Origin of the sequence: Kitasatospora sp. NPDC057518 (assembly GCF_042802075.1) — a bacterium.
Classification (GTDB): domain Bacteria; phylum Actinomycetota; class Actinomycetes; order Streptomycetales; family Streptomycetaceae; genus Kitasatospora.
The window spans coordinates 31,023-47,808 of sequence record NZ_JBHVEU010000012.1; the positions used below are offsets into that span (position 1 = coordinate 31,023).

Here is a 16,786-nt window from a genome sequence, read left to right on the forward strand (position 1 = left end):
GCATGAAGCCGGAGCTTGTCGTCTGCGTGGTGTCCGAGGCAGGCGCCGCTCCTCCAGGTCAGGTGGACAAGGCCGCACCACCCCGCACATGTACAGGTGGATCGTTTCCCGCGTTCGCGGCGGTCGCTTCCCGTTGTGGCGGGGGTCCTACGGCGGCAGGATGAGTCGTCGTGACTGCCGACCTGCCGTTGTTGCTTCTGGACGTCGACGGGGTGCTGAACCCGTTCGCCGCGGCGGTGTGCCCGGCGGATTACCAGGAGTACGGGTTCTTCCCCGATGAGGAGCCGGTGCGTCTGAACCGGGTCCACGGGCGGTGGCTGAACGGACTTGCCGAGCACTTCGAGATCGTCTGGGCGACGGGTTGGGAAGAGGAAGCGAACGAGATCCTCGCGCCGTTCCTGGGGCTGGAACGGTTGCCGGTCGTCTTCTTCCCACCCAAGCCGTTCGAACCGTGTGAGAAGGTGCCGGCGGTGGCGGCCTTCGTCGGAGAACGGGCAGCGGCCTGGGTGGACGATGCGCTGACACCGCAGGCCCGGGCCTGGGCCGACGGCCGCGCGGCCGCGACCTTGCTGGTCGACACCGATCCGTGCGTGGGCCTGACCTGGAGTGCGGTCGAGCAGTTGTCGCGGTGGTCGATGGACCTGAGGCGGCCGAAGGCTGAGTGACCGTCGGTGCCCGAGACCGCGAGGCGCTCCGATGCCGCTCCGCCGACCGGGACGTCACCCTGATCAAGCGGGCCACCGCCCCGGCCACCTCCGAGGCCCTACGGCAGTACACCGACCGGCATCGAGGGCCTGCCGGACCAGCGCGTCACCGGCTACCTGCTGGTCAACCCCACCGCCGCCGACCAGGCCGAGGCCCGGGCCACCGGCCTCCTCGGAACGGGGGTTCAGCGGGGGGCGTCGGAGCTGACATCGACGGTGAACTGGCGCTTGATCTGGTCCGGCCCTCCGGGCCAGTCCCCACCGAGCTCGTCGCGGTAGGCGATGTGCACGGTCATGGTGGTACGGCCGGGGTTCTGGGCGCGGAAGGTGAAGTAGTAGCGGCCGCCCGAGCCGGTGTTTCCGATTTCGCCGAAGTCGAACAGGTCCCTGACGTCGAAGTTGTGGACGTACTCGTCACCGGCGGCCTTCGCGACGGCCGGGTCGGGGGCTGGAGCGGCCATGCTCCAGACGTCGCCTGCCAACCGGTAGGCGGGCACCTCCACGGAGAACAACTCGCCGGGCTTGACGGTGATCTGTCCCGAGGTCTGGGTGAACACCGTGCCGTGATCGAGTCTGCCGGTGGTCTTCCGGTGGACGGTCACCGCGCGCATGGTGGCCGGGACAGCCAGCGCCACGACGACCATCAGCAGGACGAGGCGCCACCTGCGCTTCACGGGGTCGCTTCCCGGTGGGTGACGCGCAACGCCAGGACGGCGGCGGCGTCGAGCCGGCGGGCAACCAGTTGGTCCCCCGCCGGGTCCTGTACGACCATGGCGGCTGCTTCCAGCCAGCCGCGGGCCGCGGCGGCGGCCGGTCCGGGCAGCGGTTCGGGCAGGGCGGCCGCGAAGCGGGTGCCGCCGGCGCGGACGGTCTCGCCGAGGAAGGTCAGGGCCCGTGGCAGCGTGCCGAGCCGGTCGACGGTGATCGCGGCGGCCACCGCACCGTCGCTGCCCATATTCCCCCCATGTTGTTCGACACGCTCCGCAGAGCGTCGAACAGCATAACGTCAGCCGGCGGCACGCCGGTGGACGTCGGGTCGCAGGGCCTGATCGAGGGCGGTGCCGCCGCTGCCGGCGCCGACGTTCGTCCGGTGAATTCCCGAACTCGGCCAGGGGGAGGACGGGTTGCGGTCGCGGGGCTGGCGGCCGGGGTGGTGCGTGGTCAGTCGGTGTCGGTGGCGGCCAGGACTGCGAGGTGTCGGCCGTCGGGGTGCAGGGCGGCGAGGGCGAGGTCCCAGGCGACGTTGTGGAACCAGGGGGCGGACGCGGTGCCGAGGCGGAGCCAGGTCGTCTGCCGCACGCGGTCGGCGGTCCGGGTGATCGGCGCGTCGGCGGGGGTGCCGGTCAGGGCGGCCAGGGAGCGCCAGGCGGCGAGTCTGCCGTAGGCGCCGTAGTTGCCGTGGCCGTAGGCCGGTGCGCGCAGGGCGGCGGTGAGCAGGGTCCGTAGGGCGAGGTCGGGGTCGGAGGGGTGGAGCCGGGCCGGGGTCTGGCCGGGCGGCCAGGGGGTGAGCGGCAGGAGCGCGAGGAGTGCCGGGAGGTCTTCGGGGGCGACCGGGTCGGGTAGCCAGAACTCCTGGGCGGCGAGCTTGCCGTTGGACTGGGCGAGCCAGTGGGCGACGGCCGCGCCCATGGCCTCCGTCGTGGCGGGCAGGCTGGTCTCGGTCGGTTCGGCCGCGGCCGCCCGCTGCCGCGTCGCCGGCGTGGTCTCCAGCGCGTCGCCCGGCTCCGGCCACACGGCCGGGACCGTCCAGGTCCAGTCGTCGGCGGCCCCCGCGGGGCGCCGCAGCCCGTGCTCCTCGGGCAGCAGGGCCAGCGGCAGTACGGCGAGCGGGTGGCCCTCGGCCAGGAGGGTGTCGGCGAAGGCGCGCAGCGCGGGGTAGCCGTTGACCGCGTCCGAGACGAGCACCGTCTCGTGGAGCAGGCAGGCCGCGAACTCGCGCGCGTCCGCGGTCTCGGGCGCCCGGTCGAAGACCTCGTCGGCGATGTCCTCGATGCGGTGCCCGTGGGCGACGACCGCGGCCAGGTAGCGCGGGGAGACGCCGGGGTGCGGCGAGTCCAGCACGCGCACCAGGGCGCGCAGGCTCTGCGGCCCCGGGCGGGCGGCCAGGGCGTTCAGTGTCCAGTACAGGGCCGCGGCGCAGTGCCCCTGGCGGTCCCGGCCGGCGGCGGTGCGGGCGGCGAGTTCCGCCGCGAGGCCGCCGGCCCAGTCGAACTCGCCGGTGGCGACCCGCGATTCGACCTCGGCGCGCAGCACGGAGACGTCCGCGTCGTCGGCCTCGCACAGGGCGTCCACCGTGCGGGTGATGTCCTTGTCCATGGCGTGATTGTTTCCCGGCGGCGGGTGGTCCGCCGCCGGCGGCGCGCCCGCCGACGCTCGGCGACGGCGCGGACCGGTGGCCGCCGCGGCCCCTGCGACCTGCGGATTCGGCGAATTGTGACGCGAACGCGTCCATGTGCTGCGGGCGCGTTTCGTGTTCGTGTCCACTTGCCCTGGTCCCTGGTGCCGGGTGTCGCTCGCACACAGACTGGCCTCTGCACGGTCGTGCAACCACCCCTTGGATCGAGGAAGTTCCACCCGCATGCCCAACTCCCCCAGACCCGGCGCTCCCCGGCCGTACCCGTCGCATCCGGTGGGGAGGTGGCGTCCGTGCTCCGGTACGTGACCCGCAGGGCGGCGGGCTGGTTCCTGGTGATCGCCGTGGCCACCAACGCCACCTACTTCCTGGCCAGTTGGTTCCTCGATCCGCGTTCGAACTTCAAGGAGCTGCGCCCGGTCCGCACCGAGGAGCAGATCTCCCGGGCCCTGGCCCCCTACAACCTGGACCCGCACGAGCCGCTGCTGCACCGCTGGTGGGACTGGCTGACCGGGGTGGTCCTGCGCTTCGACTGGGGCCGTTCCCCGGTCGGGGTGCGGGTGAACGGGGAGATCGGCTACCGCTCCCTGGTCAGCGCCGAGCTGGTGACCGGTGCGACGGTCCTGTCCGTCGTCGTCGGTGTCGCGCTCGCGGTGCACACCGCCTCGCGCCAGTACGGCTGGCGGGACCGGGCCGCCCAGGCCCTGTCCATGGCGCTGTTCAACGTCCCGGTGTCGATCGCCGCCCTCGCGCTGGTGCTGCTGGCCATCCGGCTGAACGAGCAGGCGGGTTGGCACTTCCTGTACGTCGCGGGCGAGAACTCGCCCGGCGTGGAGGGGTTCTGGGCGACGGTCGGCGACCGGCTGCTGCACCTGGTGCTGCCGACGCTCACCCTGACCCTGACGGGGTACGTGGGCTACCACCTCACCCAGCGCTCGCTGCTGCTGGACGTCATCGGCTCCGATTTCGTGCGCACCGCCCGGGCCACCGGGCTGACCCGCGCCCAGGCGATCCGCCGGCACGCCCTGCGCACCGCGCTGATCCCCACCGCCCAGTCCGTGGCCTTCGGCATCCCGGCGGTGTTCACCGGTGCGGTGCTCACGGAGACGATCTTCGGTTGGAACGGCATGGGCCAGTACTTCATCCAGACCATCAGCAAGAACGACGTGCACGGCACCGTGGCGACCGCCGCGTTCGCCGCCGCCCTGACGGCGGTCGGCGCGATCCTCGCGGACATCGCCACCGTCCTCCTCGACCCGAGGGTGCGGGTGAGCTGAGATGAGCACTCCTGTGACCCCTGTGGGTCCCGACGCGGCCGCCGAAGGTGTCCTGGCCGCCGAGCATGACAAGCACGACGGGCACGACAAGCACGACGGCCGCTACCTGGGCCGGCGCCGCCTCTACCTGCGCCGCTTCCTGCGCAACCGGACCGCCGTCGCCGGCGTGGTGATCTTCCTGCTGCTCGTGCTGTTCAGCGCGCTCGGCGGCCTGTTCACCCCGTACGGCTACGCGGACACCGACTTCTCCGCCCTCACCCAGGCCCCGAGCGCCGAGCACTGGTTCGGCACCAACCAGGGCGGCAACGACGTCTACGCCGCCGCCGTGCACGGCCTCCAGCGCTCGCTGGTGATCGCGGTGACCGTCTCCCTGCTGACCGTCGCCCTCGCCGCGGTCGTGGGCGCGGGCGCCGCCTACGTCGGGGGCCGGGTGGAGAAGGCGACCCTCGCCCTCATCCACTTCCTGCTGGTCGTGCCGTCCTTCCTCGTCCTCGCCCTGGTCTCGCACCGGCTGGCGGGCGACTGGCGGGTCCTCATCCTCGTCCTGACGGTGTTCGGCTGGATGTCCACCGCCCGCGTGGTCTGGTCGGTGTCGACGTCCCTGCGCGAGCGCGACTACGTGCGCGCCGCGGAGTACATGGGCGTGCGCCCCCTGCGCATCGTGCTGCGCCACATCATCCCCAACCTGGGCTCCCTGCTCATCGTCAACCTCACCCTGGGCGTGGTCTCCACCGTGCTCAGCGAGACCGCCCTGTCCTTCCTCGGCTTCGGCGTCCAGACCCCCGACGTGTCGCTGGGCACGATGCTCGCCGACGGCGCGGGCACCATCACCAGCGCCCCCTGGCTCTTCGCCTTCCCCGCCGGGCTGACCGTCCTGCTCACCGTCTCGATGACCTTCGTCGGCGACGGCCTGCGCGACGCCCTCGACCCCACGTCCACCACCGGCGCGGCAGGAGCCCGACGATGACCCTCGCACCCGCCCCCCGCACCGGGCCCGCGACCGCTCCCACCGGGTCCACCGACCCCGCCGGGCCCGCACCCGTCCTGTCCGTACGCGGCCTGAGCGTCTCCTTCCCCTCCGAGGCCGGGCCGGTGGAGGCCGTGCGCGGCGTCGACTTCGACCTGCTGCCCGGGCGCACCCTGGGCATCGTCGGCGAGTCCGGCTCCGGCAAGTCCGCCACCGCCCTCGCCGTCATGGGCCTGCTGCCGCCCACCGCGCGGATCGGCGGCCGGATCCTGCTGGGCGGCCGCGACCTGGCGGCGATGGACGACAAGGAGCTCTCCCGGGTCCGCGGCAAGGACATCGGCATGGTCTTCCAGGACCCGATGTCCGCGCTCACACCCATCTTCACCGTCGGCCGGCTGCTCTCCGAGGCCCTGCGCGTGCACCGGGAGCTGTCCCGGAAGGACGCCTGGGAACAGGCGGTGGAACTGCTCGACCTGGTCGGCATCCCCGACCCGCGCGAACGCGCCAAGTCCTTCCCGCACGAGTTCTCCGGCGGCATGCGCCAACGCGTCGTCATCGCCCTGGCCATCGCCAACAAGCCCTCGGTGCTCGTCGCCGACGAGCCCACCACGGCGCTGGACGTCACCGTCCAGGCGCAGATCCTCGACGTGCTGCGCCTGGCCCAGCGCGAGACCGGCGCCGGCCTCGTCCTGATCACCCACGACCTGGGCGTGGTGGCCGGCCACGCCGACGACGTCGCCGTCATGTACGCCGGGCGGATCGTCGAGCACGCGGGCGTCGACGAGCTCTTCCGCCGTCCCACGATGCCCTACACCGCCCGCCTGCTGGCCAGCGTCCCGACCGTGGACAGCGGCGTCCCGCGGCCCCTGGTCCCGGTCGGCGGGGAGCCGCCGTCCCTGGTCGCCCTGCCCGGCGGCTGCCCCTTCGCGCCCCGCTGCGCGGTGGCCGTGGACGTGTGCCGGACCACCGAACCAGGCCTGGCCGCAACGGACTTGACCTCAGCGGACCTGAACGCACCGGCGCCGGCCGGGCGGCCCGGCCGCGCCGCCTGCCACCGCGCCCGGGAGATCGCCGACGGCAGCCTCGACCCGGTCGGGGCGGCCCCGCCCGTGCCGACGGCCGGCCCCGCCGAGCGGACCGCCGGCGAGGTGGTCCTGCGCGTCGAGGACCTGGTCAAGACGTTCCCCGTCACCAAGGGCGCCCTGCTCAAGCGCCGGGTGGGCACCCTGCACGCGGTCAGCCGCGTCGGCTTCGAACTGCGCGCGGGCGAAACCCTGGCCCTGGTCGGGGAGTCCGGCAGCGGCAAGACCACCACGCTGCGCGAGGTGCTGCGGCTGCGCGCCCCCGAGGGCGGCCGCATCGAGGTGGCCGGCACCGACGTCGCCACGCTGCGCTCGGCCGCCGAGGTGCGCGAGCTGCGGCGCCACGTGCAGATCGTCCTCCAGGACCCGACGGACGCCCTGGACCCCCGGCTGACCGTCTTCGACCTGCTGGCCGAACCGCTCCAGGCCGCCGGCGCCGACCGCACCGCCGTCCGCTCCCGGGTCACCGAACTCCTGGACCTGGTGGGCCTGGACCGCGCCATGGGCGACCGCTTCCCCGCCGCCCTGTCCGGCGGCCAGCGCCAGCGCGTCGGCATCGCCCGCGCCCTGGCCCGCGAGCCGAGGCTGCTGGTCCTGGACGAGCCGCTGTCCGCCCTGGACGTCTCCGTGCAGGCCGAGATCATCAACCTGCTCGCCCGGCTGAAGCGCGAACTGGGCCTGGCCTACCTCGTGGTGGCGCACGACCTGGCCGTGGTGCGCTACTTCTCCGACCGCGTCGCGGTGATGTACCTCGGACACGTCGTCGAGTCCGGCGCCACCGAGGAGATCTTCGCCCGGCCCCGGCACCCGTACACCCGGGCCCTGCTGTCGGCCGTCCCGGTCCCCGACCCGGAGCGCGAGCGCCACCGCGAGCGCATCGTCCTCGCGGGCGAGCAGCCCAGCGCCGCCCGGCTGCCGCAGGGCTGCGTGTTCGTCGACCGCTGCCCGCTCCACCGGGAGGCCGACGAGGCCGTACGCACGCGCTGCCGCACCGAGCGGCCGGCGACCGTCGCCGCCCCGGACGGCTCCGACCACCGGTACGCCTGCCACGCGGTCTGACACCGCCCCCCGCTCTTCCCCGTCTCACCGAATCCCACCAAGGACACCCCATGCGTCGGAAGCTCGCCCTGCCCCTCGCGCTCGCCGCGGCCGTCTCGGTCGCCGCCACCGCCTGCTCCTCCTCGTCCCCCTCCGGCGGCTCCACCGGCGCCTCCCCCGGGCAGGACGCCAAGAACGCCGCCAAGGTCGCGTCCTCCGTCACCGACTACAACCCCCAGCCGTACGAGAACATCAAGGACGGCGGCACCTACACCTCCGCGGGGACCTTCGACGAGCAGGGCAACCCGTTCAACGTCAACGGCACCCTGAACGCGCTGCGGGTCTGGTCCTGGTACAACGCCGACGCCATCACCTACTCGCCCACCGGCGAGGTCCAGTACAACCCGGACTACTACAGCGACGTGAAGGTCTCCGTCGAGGGCGGCGACCAGAAGGTCGTCATCACCCTCAACCCCAAGGCCGTGTTCAACGACGGCACCCCGATCGACTGGCGGGCCATCGAGGCCACCTGGAAGGCCAACAACGGCTCCGACAAGGAGTACGCGGCCTCCTCCACCGACGGCTACGACCGCATCACCTCCGTCACCCGGGGCGCGGACGACAAGCAGGCGGTCATCGCCTTCAAGGGCGTCAACGCCTCCTGGTCCGCGCTGTTCACCACCTTCCTGCACCCCCAGGCCGCCACCGTCGACAACTTCAACAAGGCGTACGTCAAGACCGCCCACCCCGAGTGGGGCACCGGGCCGTACACCGTGGGCACCTGGGACGACCACTCCGGCAACATCACCTTCGTGCGCAACCCCACCTGGTGGGGCCGGCCGGGCAAGCTCGACAAGCGCGTCTACGTCAACCTGGAGAGCGCCGCCTCGATCAACGCCTTCAAGAACGGCGAACTCGACTACGCCCCCGTCGGGACGGCGGAGAACCTCAAGCAGGTGAAGACGGTCAAGGACGCCGAGATCCGCAGCGGCGGCAGCCCCTTCGAGTACTCGCTGTACCTCAACACCAAGTCCCCGCTGCTCGGCGACGTCCAGGTCCGCAAGGCCGTGCAGGAGAGCATCGACCGCGCCCAGATAGCGAAGATCCGGTTCCAGGGCCTCGACTACACCGAGCCGCTGCCCGGTTCGTCGGTGCTCTACAGCTTCCAGCAGGGCTACCGCGACAACGTCTCCTCCGTGCTGAAGTACGACCCGGAGCAGGCGCGCAGGACCCTGGACGCGGCCGGCTGGCTGCCCGGGGCCGACGGCATCCGCGCCAAGGACGGCAAGCAGCTCGCGATCGGCTACACCCTGCTCGGCGACGGCCCCATCGAGAAGGCCACCGCCAGTGCGTTCACCGCGATGCTCAAGGCCGTCGGCGTGAAGGTGGACGTCAACAAGGTCTCCGAGAACGACTTCTCCAAGGTCCTCAGCGACCGCCGCTTCGACCTGTTCATCTCCGGCAACCGCTCGACGGACCCCTTCGGCGCCCGGTACCTGTGCGACTTCTACTGCTCCGACCGCGACTCCAACATCACCGGAGCCGGCACCCCCGAACTGGACAAGGAGATCCGCGCCACCGGAGAGATCGCCGACCTCGGCCAGCAGATCGCGGCCGTCAACGAGGTCGAGCAGAAGGCCCTCCAGCAGTACTCCCTGCTGCCGCTCTACAGCGGCCCCTCCACCTACGGCATCCGCAAGGGCCTCGCCAACGTCGGTGCCGCCATCTTCTACAGCCCGCTGCCCGAGACCGTCGGCTGGCAGAAGTAGCAGCACCGCCGGCGCCCGGGGCTGTCGACTCCCCGGACCGTCGGACGTGCGCTCGCCGAAGGGCGGCTCCGCGGGCCGCCCTTCGGCGGAGCATCACCCGGCCCGGCCGCCGGTGGCGGTCCCGGTGTGCCGGTGGAGGGCCTCCAGGAGCGTGATCTGACGATTCGTCAGTTTGCCGTCGGTGCGGGCCTTGTCCTGTTTGCGCAGCCAGGTGCCGGGGCGGAAGGCCGGGTCGGCCTCGCCGCCGGTGCGGTTCACCGGGCCGGCGAGGGCTCCGCCGGCGGCGAGGTAGGCGAGCAGGCGGCGGTAGGAGCGGTTCCAGTCCGGCTCCAGGCGCCACAGCTCGTCCAGCGCGTCCAGCTTCGCCGCCTGGTCGCCGGTGAGGTTGTCGGCCTTGCGCTGGCGGCGCATCCACGCGCCCACCGCGTAGTCGTCCAGCTTCGCGGTGGCGGGGATGGCGAGGTGGCCGTGCCGGCGGTGGAACGCGGCGGCGTACGCGGCGCCGCGTTCCCAGGCGTTGGCGTTCTTCGACCAGATCATGCCGAGCGCGTCCAGCTCACTGACCCGGGCGGCATCGAGCAGGCCCTGACCGTGGAGGTGGCGCTGGCGGGCGAGCCAGGAGACCAGCTCGGCGTGCTTCGCCTTGTCGACGGGGTCGAGGTGACCGTGCTCGATGTGGAACCCGGCGGCGACGGCGTGCATCCGCTGCCACTCGGCCGCGCGCGGGTTGAACGCGCGCAGCTTGACGGTCTGGAGGATGCGCGCGGCGTGCCGGCGGGCGTCGACCTTCAGCCACTCGACCGGCGCCACCGGCTGCTGATCGCCGTGCCCGCCCTCTGGGGTCTTGGCCGCGGTGGTGTGCGCGGTGCCCTGCGAGCGGTGGGCGCGCAGCTCGGTGATCCGGCCGACCACCCGGGCGTCGTGCGCCGCGAGAGCGCGCAGGACCCGCCAGATCGTACGGAAGCTGGAGGCCTCGATCTCGGTGTCGGCCTCCGCCTTCACGGCCTCGTCGGCGTCGTGGACCTCGGACGGGTGCGCGGTGGCGGTGTCGTCGCCGACCTGAGGCGTCGGCAGGTAGACCGGGATGACGATCCACGAGACCTTGCCCTGCCGGTAGGACTGGCGCAGGGCGCGGCCCACGGCCTGGACGATGTCGATGACCGAGCTCTTGGGGTCGGCGAAGCAGACGGCGTCCACCGCGGCGACGTCGATGCCCTCGGTCAGCAGCCGACTGTTGCAGAGGATGCCGCACTCCTCGCCGTCCTCGCCGGTGTGGGCCTTGAAGTCGGCGAACGCGGCCCGGCGGTCGCGGAGGCGGTCCGTGCCGGCCACCGCCTTCGCCCAGATCCGCTCCGGGCGCTCCGCGTCCTCCAGCAGCCGGGAGGCGTCCGGCAGGGTGTCCGCGAACTCCCGCGCCGCGCTGACCCGGGAATGGAAGGTGATGACGCGGCGCAGGTCCAGGTCGGCGACGGCGCGCAGCACGGCGATCTGCAGGGCCAGGCGCAGCAGTTCCTCGTTGGAGCGCTGGGTGCGCAGGTCGGCGACGGCGGGGAGGCGGAGCAGTTCGCGCAGGTCCTCGTCGGTGACGACGGGGACCAGGACGCGGTAGTCGGCGAGGTAGCCGTGCTCGATGCCCTGGCCGAGGGTCCAGGTGAAGACGGTTGTGCCGTAGATGCTCTCGTCGTCCATGGAGCAGAGCGCGGGCAGTTTCTCCGCGCCCTCGTTGTCGGCGTCGGCGAGGTCGGCCAGGCCGTCCTTCGCGCGCCGGTCGTCGGCGATGCGCGGGGTCGCGGTGAAGTAGAGCCGCCGGGCGGCGGGGACCTGGGCGTCGTCGTGGACGGCCGCCCACGCCTTGCTCTCGGCGCCGGCGGTCCGGTGCGCCTCGTCGATGACGACCAGGTCCCAGGCGGGCAGGCCGAACTCGCGGTGGGCCTGGACGATCCGCTCCAGCGAGGCGTAGGTCGCGTACACGGTGACCGGCTGGTCGTCGGGGGCGCCGTCGACTAGGTCGGCGATCCGCGGGGCCTGGGTGGTCACCCGGGCGTGGACGCGGCCGCCGGCCTCCGCGCTCTCCAGCGCCTCCTCCCGTGAACAGGCCGCCACCGCCAGGCCGCGGCGTCCGCCTCGCAGGGACCAGGCCTCGGCGGTCTGCTCCAGCAGCTCGATCGTCGGCACCAGCACCAGGACCCGGCCCCTCGCCGCCAGGCGCCGGGCGCAGCCGGCGGCGATCAGCGTCTTCCCGGAGCCGGTCGCCGCGACGACCGTCGCGCGGCCGCCGTCCCTCACCTCGCGCACCGCTGCGGCCACCGCGTCCTTCTGGAACCCGTGCAGCGGCAGCGGGTTCGCCACGGCGATACCGAGCGGCCGCGCCGGGAGCGGCGGCCCGGTCGGCGCGTCCTGCTCGGCGGTGGCGGTGGTGCTCTCCACGACGCGGGTGTCTCCTTCGCATACTGGGTGCCGGGTGCTGGGGGGTCAGTGCTCGTCGGGGTAGGCGTAGCGGTGGAGGGCGTCGATCAGGCCTTCGACCAGGTCGCCGAACGGCGTGGTCCGCCAGTCGCCGTCGAAGCCGCCCTCGGCCAGGAGGATGTCGGCGAGTCGGTCGGTCAGCTCCTGGGCGTCCTCCTCGCTCGGCGGGGTGGCCGGGTCGAGGGCCACGCCGCGGGCCTCGGCGGCGCGGCGCAGCACGGTGAGCTTCTCGTCGGAGCCGGCGAACCATGCGGGGCGGTCGGGGTCCGGTGCGGTGTGCCGGTCCGGATGTCCTGCGCTCACCGGTTCTCCCCGGGGATCCAGCCGCGGACTTCGAGGTACTGGATGTCGGCGTCGGCGATGGCGCGGCCGGTCTCCACCAGCCACGTCTTCATGGCCTCGGTGACGTCGCCGTGGTGGTCGGCGACGCGCCGGGACCACTCGGCGGCGTCGAAGCCCCCGGTGCCGGCGGAGCCGTAGGTGCGCTCCTCGGTGCCGTCCGCGCGGGGGACGAACCCGCGCCGGATGCCGCCGGAGTCCTGCTCCGAGCCCGCGCTGTAGACGTACTGGTCGGCCTTCATCCGGACGGTGAAGGCGAGACGGCCGCCGGCCCGGCCGGTCTCGTGCACCACGGGCGCGAGGTGGCCGGCGCCGGACCTGATGGCCTGTCTCCCGGCCCGGCCGGCCATCGACCCGCCGGCCTCGCCGACCGTGTCCTTGCCCCGGACCCGGGCCTTCTGCCCGGTCCTGGTGCGGCGGCGGCTGGTGTTCGCCTCCGCGATCCCGGACAGCGTCTCCTCGTCGCGCTCGCCGCCGCGGACCGCCCGGACCAGCTGGCGCAGCGCTCCCACCATGCTCGCGCCCTTGCCCTTGGTGAAGAACTGGGAGACGAGCGAGGCGTCGCGGCCGAGCATCCCGGCGACCTGGCGCTTGGTGTAGCCGTGGTCGATGAGCTGCTGGGTCAGCCGCGCGGCCTCGTTGGGCTGGTTCGGGTCGGCCGGGCTCACCGGGTCTCCTCCGCGGCGAGTTCGGCGCGGCCCAGGCCGCGCAGCTTCAGGTACTGCTCCTGGCTGGTGGGGTGCTCGACGGGGCCGGTGAGGTGGCCCTTGAGGAGGTAGTCGCCGGGCTCGCCGCGGTAGGGCCAGGGCTGGCGCTCGGTCAGGGCGATGCCGTCGGTGCCGAAGTAGACGACGGTGCCGGGCTTCGCGTGCAGGGCGCCGGCGTGGCCGATGACCTCCTTGCCCTGGCGGTACCTCATGTCCAGCAGCGCCGCCCGGGCCCCCGACCACACGTAGGCGGCCCACTCGGGGTGGGCGTACGGGTCGCGGGAGAAGCCGGCCTGCCGCTGCCAGGTCACCACCTGGTCGTCCCGGCCGAGGATCTCGACCCCGGCGGGCAGGGTCTCGCCGATGGGGGTGGTGCCGGAGACCAGGCGCGGGCGCTGGGCGAAGCCGCCGAGGCCGAACAGCAGCACCGCGCGGACGGCGCGGGAGGCGAGGTAGGCGGCGGTGCGCTGGCGGTCGTCGCCGTGCATGCGGGAGAGGTTGGTCAGGTCCGCCCACGCCGACTTGAGTCGCTTGCCCCACTCGTCGAGCGGCTTGCCGTCCTCCCAGAGCAGGCCGCCGAGGACCTCGATCCGCCACGGTGCGAGGTGGTTGGCCAGGGCGAGGTGGACCTCGGCGCCGCCCGCCCAGGTGGTGAAGGTCTCGCCGGGCGCCGAGGGGTAGGTCCAGGCGCGGTCGCCGGTGACCGGGGCGGGCAGCAGGCCGACGTGGTTCCAGCCCTGCGGGACGGTCACCTTGACGTTCCAGTGCGAGCAGGACATCAGGGCCTTGGTCTGCTCGGCCTCCGTCATCGCGGCGAACGCGGCGGCGGTGATGCGGCGCGGGGTGCCGACCGGGGACTTCCACAGGTGCTTGGCGTAGGCGAAGGTGCGGTCGTACTCCACCAGGGCGGGCAGCTGCTGCGGGACGCGCGGGGGCAGGACCAGCTCGGTGCGGCCCTGCCCGCCGGTCGCGTGCAGCAGGCCGCGCAGCTCCTCGGACAGGACCGGGTAGCCGCCGGCCCACTTGCCGGTGCTCGGGACGGTGCGCGACCACAGGTCCCGGCCGGTCTGCGACGGGGAGCCCATGAGGACCGCGTCGTCCCAGTGGCGGCGCAGCGCCTGCCACAGCAGGGTGAACGCCTGACGGCAGGTGACGACGTCGGCGCCGTCCGGGTCGAACCACTCCCCCATGGAGCGGATCTCGGTGGTGCCGCTGTCCGGGGCCGCGGTGGGGGCGTAGCGGCCGACGGGCTGGCGCTGGTGGACGAAGTGGCCGGCGAGCTTGTCGCGGCCGGAGCCGACGGCGGTGGTCCACCGCTCGGACGGGGTGTTCAGCCAGGCGGCGACGGCGTCCTTGAGGGTGGAGTAGCGCTCGGCGCCGTCGTGCCAGGGGGCGCCGGCGGTGATGTAGACGCGCTCGGTGCCGGGCGCGGTCGCCAGGACGGCGTCCAGGATCTCCCCGGGGGTGCGGGCACCGAGGTCGACCCGGACGACCTGGTCGCGGACCGCGAGCATCCCGGCGGCCGCGTCCAGGAACACCGTGGAGCGGGCCTGCTGCGTGAAGTTCGGGCGCTTGGAGAGCAGGCCGGTCGTCACGGCCTCGAACCGGGCGCCTGCCGGGCCTTCGGGGAGGGTGGGCAGCTCGCGCGGGCCGGCCTCGACCGCCGGATACACCGGGGCAGCGACCGAGGCCGCCGGAACGGTCGGGGTGGCGACGGGCGAGGGGGCCGACTGTTCGACCACGGCGGCGGGGCGGGTCAGCGCCGGGGCGACAGCGGCGGGTGGCTCGGCAACCGGCGCCGGATCTGCCGCTTCCTCCGCTTCCGCCACTTCCGCGACGGGCACCGGGGCGGGCGCGGCGGCGCGGACGGCGGCCGGGGTCGGGTCCAGCAGCGGGGCGATCCGCACGACGTCGCCGACCGACAGGCCCGCCGCCTTCGCAATGGCGTCGGCCTTCGCGCCCTCGTACCCCGCCAGCCCGGCCACCCGTCGCGAACGCTGGGCGGCGAGCCTGTCCAACTCCTTCCGCGCGGCCGCGACCTGCTTCTCGGCGGCCGTGATCCCGGCGCGCAGCTCGCGCAGACCGGCGAGCTCGGCGGTGTACGTCTTGCGGTCCATCAGGCACCGCCTTCCGCGGTGACGGTCGCGGTGGCGAGCTCCGCCGTCTCCCGGTCGATGCGGGCCAGGGCGGCCTTGAAGACGGGGACCAGGTCCTCGTTCATGACGTAGCCCGTCGTACGCTGGTAGGAGGGGTTCTCGGGGTCGTACTGGGCCTCGACGGGCTGCGGCATCCCGACGGGCCAACGCTTCTTGGCGGCACCCCGGTTGACGGCCTTGGTGATCGCACCGGACCGACCGCGCAGGGACTCCGACCCGTCGGGGCCGCGCAGGTGGCCGGAGGCGACCCAGCCCTCGCCCTCGGCGGCGAGGCGGATGATCTGCACGGCGGTGGCCGGCAGGTCCCGCAGGAGTTGCGCGGCCCTGGTGACGGTCCACTGCGCGTCCTGGAGCACCGGCGCCGCCCCGTGCCTGCCCAGCAGCGCGAAGAGCTCACGCGCCAGGTCCTCGGACACGTCCTCCAGGACGAGTCTCATGTGAACCCCCTCATAGTCCCATGGTGTCGGCTAACTCCACATAGGGTAGCGCTGGGGCGCTTCCCGGCAGCGGGCGACCGGGCAGGTGGCCGCCGGCGAGCCGGGCCGGCCCGGCGAGGGCAGGGGCGAGCGGCGCAGCGGCGCAGCGGCGCAGCGGCGCAGCGGCCGACTCGGCTGCTGCGCATCCCCTGCGGGCGTGGTTGCCGTGCTACTCCGCCGGCTCGCGCCAGGCGGCGACGAGATCGTGGAAGCGCGGGAAGCGGGGGCCCGGGACGGTCTCGCCGCTGACCGTCCCGCCGTTGAGCCAGCAGATGTCGAAGACGTCGGTCTCGGTGTCGAGCAGGCAGCACACACCACCGGTGGCGGCGGTGAGGTCGGTGAACACCTTCCTGACGCTCGCGGACCGCGCGAACATCCGGCTCATGCCGGAGGTGGCCGCGGTGAACTGCAGCGACGCGAAGTCCGGGTGCCACGCGGGCGAGAACCTGACGGACAGGTAGACGTACCCGACCGACACCCGTCCCCGCTCGTCGACCCGGTCGAAATCGTCGAGGAAGAACTCGCGCACCGCGTCGTCGACACCGATGGCGATCGAGGTGTCCAGTTCGAGCGTGCCGCCTGCCGAGCAGTCGACGGGTTCGCTCCTGAACTTCGAGGTGAACGGCACGGTCAGCTGCTCGCCGCCCGGCAGGGTCACCGGAAGCGGTGGTGTGTCGCGGCCTTGGGGTGCGAGCTCGGCCAGCCGGTTCAGTGCCCTTGCGACGTTCCGAGGGGGCGTGAAGATCTCGTAGCTGTAGTCCAGCCCCATGACGCCCCGTCTCCCCTGTCCTGAACCGGCATCCTTTCACGGCACGGACCGGTCGCCCAGGCGATTCCTGGGGCGGCCGGCTTCGTGGCCAACCGACACGATGCGCCGACCAGTGGATTGTCCGTTCCGGTTACAGCCTGGTTCCCGCTCCGTCGTAGATCGTTTCCCAGCCGGATGGTCCATGGTGTTCCTGTGCGTGGTGTTCGAGGACTGATGGCCCGCACCTCAACAAGGGGGGCGGGCCGTCATGCGGACCGGAGCGCTCACGTCCTTGCGAGCCACCTGGCGGCGCACCCGGCGTCCACTGCCGGTTCTCAGGGGCGCCTGGAATCCTGGCACTTGAGCACGGCGGGCGGGGTGGCGCCGTCGTCGAGGCAGATCCTGACGGTGGAGGCACCGCCGGCAACATCCGCGGGGATTGCGGCGTTGTAGTTCTCGCTTGCGCCGCAGACGACGCCGGTGTGAATGCTGCCCAGTTCGCCGCCGGAGGCGGAGTAGCTCGTCGCCGTGGTGTCCCGGCAGTCGGCCGAGTCCTCGGACTTGCCTTGCCCGCTCAGGCCGACCGAGCGGTTGTACCAGGTCAGGGTGCCCTTCGTGGAGGTGTTTCCGTAGATGATGTCGAAGTCGGTGGTCGGGAAGGCGGCAGGAGGCGCGGCGGCGGGCGACGACCGGCGGGCCTCGTC

General features: G+C 73.1%; 15 protein-coding genes. 5 read left to right on the forward strand and 10 right to left on the reverse strand.

The features are described from left to right. The first annotated feature begins 170 nt into the window (after positions 1 to 170). The gene (locus tag ACFU7Z_RS02540) at positions 171 to 665 is read left to right on the forward strand and encodes an HAD domain-containing protein (protein ID WP_380775471.1); all 495 of its coding nucleotides are present in this window, start codon (positions 171 to 173) and stop codon (positions 663 to 665) included. A 224-nt stretch (positions 666 to 889) separates the two neighbouring features. Here ACFU7Z_RS02540 and ACFU7Z_RS02545 read toward each other — a convergent pair whose 3' ends face one another. The 3 genes from ACFU7Z_RS02545 to ACFU7Z_RS02555 all read right to left on the reverse strand — a co-directional run bounded on the left by ACFU7Z_RS02545 (position 890) and on the right by ACFU7Z_RS02555 (position 3,020). Beyond that, positions 890 to 1,378 (reverse strand): protease inhibitor I42 family protein, encoded by a 489-nt coding sequence (locus ACFU7Z_RS02545; RefSeq protein WP_380775473.1) that lies wholly within the window; start codon positions 1,376 to 1,378, stop codon positions 890 to 892. After that, the gene (locus ACFU7Z_RS02550; RefSeq protein WP_380775475.1) at positions 1,375 to 1,659 is read right to left on the reverse strand and encodes a hypothetical protein; all 285 of its coding nucleotides are present in this window, start codon (positions 1,657 to 1,659) and stop codon (positions 1,375 to 1,377) included. The genes ACFU7Z_RS02545 and ACFU7Z_RS02550 overlap by 4 nt, the downstream gene beginning before the upstream one ends. Positions 1,660 to 1,865: 206 nt before the next feature. Beyond that, entirely contained in the window at positions 1,866 to 3,020 is a 1,155-nt protein-coding gene (locus ACFU7Z_RS02555) for a DUF6183 family protein (RefSeq protein ID WP_380775477.1), read from the reverse strand. 330 nt (positions 3,021 to 3,350) lie between these two features. Between ACFU7Z_RS02555 and ACFU7Z_RS02560 the strand changes: the two genes are divergently transcribed. Genes ACFU7Z_RS02560 through ACFU7Z_RS02575 form a run of 4 tightly spaced genes read left to right on the forward strand, consistent with a single transcriptional unit; the run spans position 3,351 to position 9,190 of the window. Further along, complete coding sequence (locus ACFU7Z_RS02560; RefSeq protein ID WP_049649271.1) at positions 3,351 to 4,334, forward strand: ABC transporter permease; 984 nt, start codon at positions 3,351 to 3,353, stop codon at positions 4,332 to 4,334. Between the two features lies 1 nt (position 4,335). Then, positions 4,336 to 5,301 carry an ABC transporter permease gene (locus ACFU7Z_RS02565; protein WP_380775479.1) on the forward strand — a complete coding sequence of 322 codons (966 nt, stop codon included), beginning with the start codon at positions 4,336 to 4,338 and terminating at the stop codon, positions 5,299 to 5,301. Then, complete coding sequence (locus ACFU7Z_RS02570) at positions 5,298 to 7,442, forward strand: dipeptide ABC transporter ATP-binding protein (protein ID WP_380775481.1); 2,145 nt, start codon at positions 5,298 to 5,300, stop codon at positions 7,440 to 7,442. The genes ACFU7Z_RS02565 and ACFU7Z_RS02570 overlap by 4 nt, the downstream gene beginning before the upstream one ends. Positions 7,443 to 7,492: 50 nt before the next feature. Then, positions 7,493 to 9,190 carry an ABC transporter family substrate-binding protein gene (locus ACFU7Z_RS02575; protein WP_380775483.1) on the forward strand — a complete coding sequence of 566 codons (1,698 nt, stop codon included), beginning with the start codon at positions 7,493 to 7,495 and terminating at the stop codon, positions 9,188 to 9,190. Positions 9,191 to 9,283: 93 nt separating this feature from the next. Here the strand turns inward: ACFU7Z_RS02575 and ACFU7Z_RS02580 are convergent, their stop codons facing one another. From ACFU7Z_RS02580 to ACFU7Z_RS02610, 7 genes are all read right to left on the reverse strand, one after another. Next, complete coding sequence (locus ACFU7Z_RS02580) at positions 9,284 to 11,617, reverse strand: Helicase associated domain protein (RefSeq protein ID WP_380775485.1); 2,334 nt, start codon at positions 11,615 to 11,617, stop codon at positions 9,284 to 9,286. A 45-nt stretch (positions 11,618 to 11,662) separates the two neighbouring features. Beyond that, complete coding sequence (locus ACFU7Z_RS02585; protein ID WP_049649263.1) at positions 11,663 to 11,959, reverse strand: hypothetical protein; 297 nt, start codon at positions 11,957 to 11,959, stop codon at positions 11,663 to 11,665. Continuing rightward, positions 11,956 to 12,663 (reverse strand): helix-turn-helix domain containing protein, encoded by a 708-nt coding sequence (locus ACFU7Z_RS02590; RefSeq protein WP_380775487.1) that lies wholly within the window; start codon positions 12,661 to 12,663, stop codon positions 11,956 to 11,958. Before ACFU7Z_RS02590 ends, ACFU7Z_RS02585 begins: the two co-directional genes overlap by 4 nt. After that, positions 12,660 to 14,819: a hypothetical protein gene (locus ACFU7Z_RS02595; protein WP_380775489.1), complete on the reverse strand. Its 2,160-nt coding sequence runs from the start codon at positions 14,817 to 14,819 to the stop codon at positions 12,660 to 12,662. Before ACFU7Z_RS02595 ends, ACFU7Z_RS02590 begins: the two co-directional genes overlap by 4 nt. Next, a complete protein-coding gene (locus ACFU7Z_RS02600; RefSeq protein WP_074005426.1) occupies positions 14,819 to 15,295 on the reverse strand; it encodes a hypothetical protein in 477 nt (158 codons plus the stop codon). Before ACFU7Z_RS02600 ends, ACFU7Z_RS02595 begins: the two co-directional genes overlap by 1 nt. 208 nt (positions 15,296 to 15,503) lie before the next feature. Next, positions 15,504 to 16,103 (reverse strand): hypothetical protein, encoded by a 600-nt coding sequence (locus ACFU7Z_RS02605; protein ID WP_380775491.1) that lies wholly within the window; start codon positions 16,101 to 16,103, stop codon positions 15,504 to 15,506. Positions 16,104 to 16,417: 314 nt separating this feature from the next. Beyond that, on the reverse strand, positions 16,418 to 16,786 hold a 369-nt coding region (locus ACFU7Z_RS02610), incomplete at its 5' end, for a hypothetical protein (protein ID WP_380775493.1).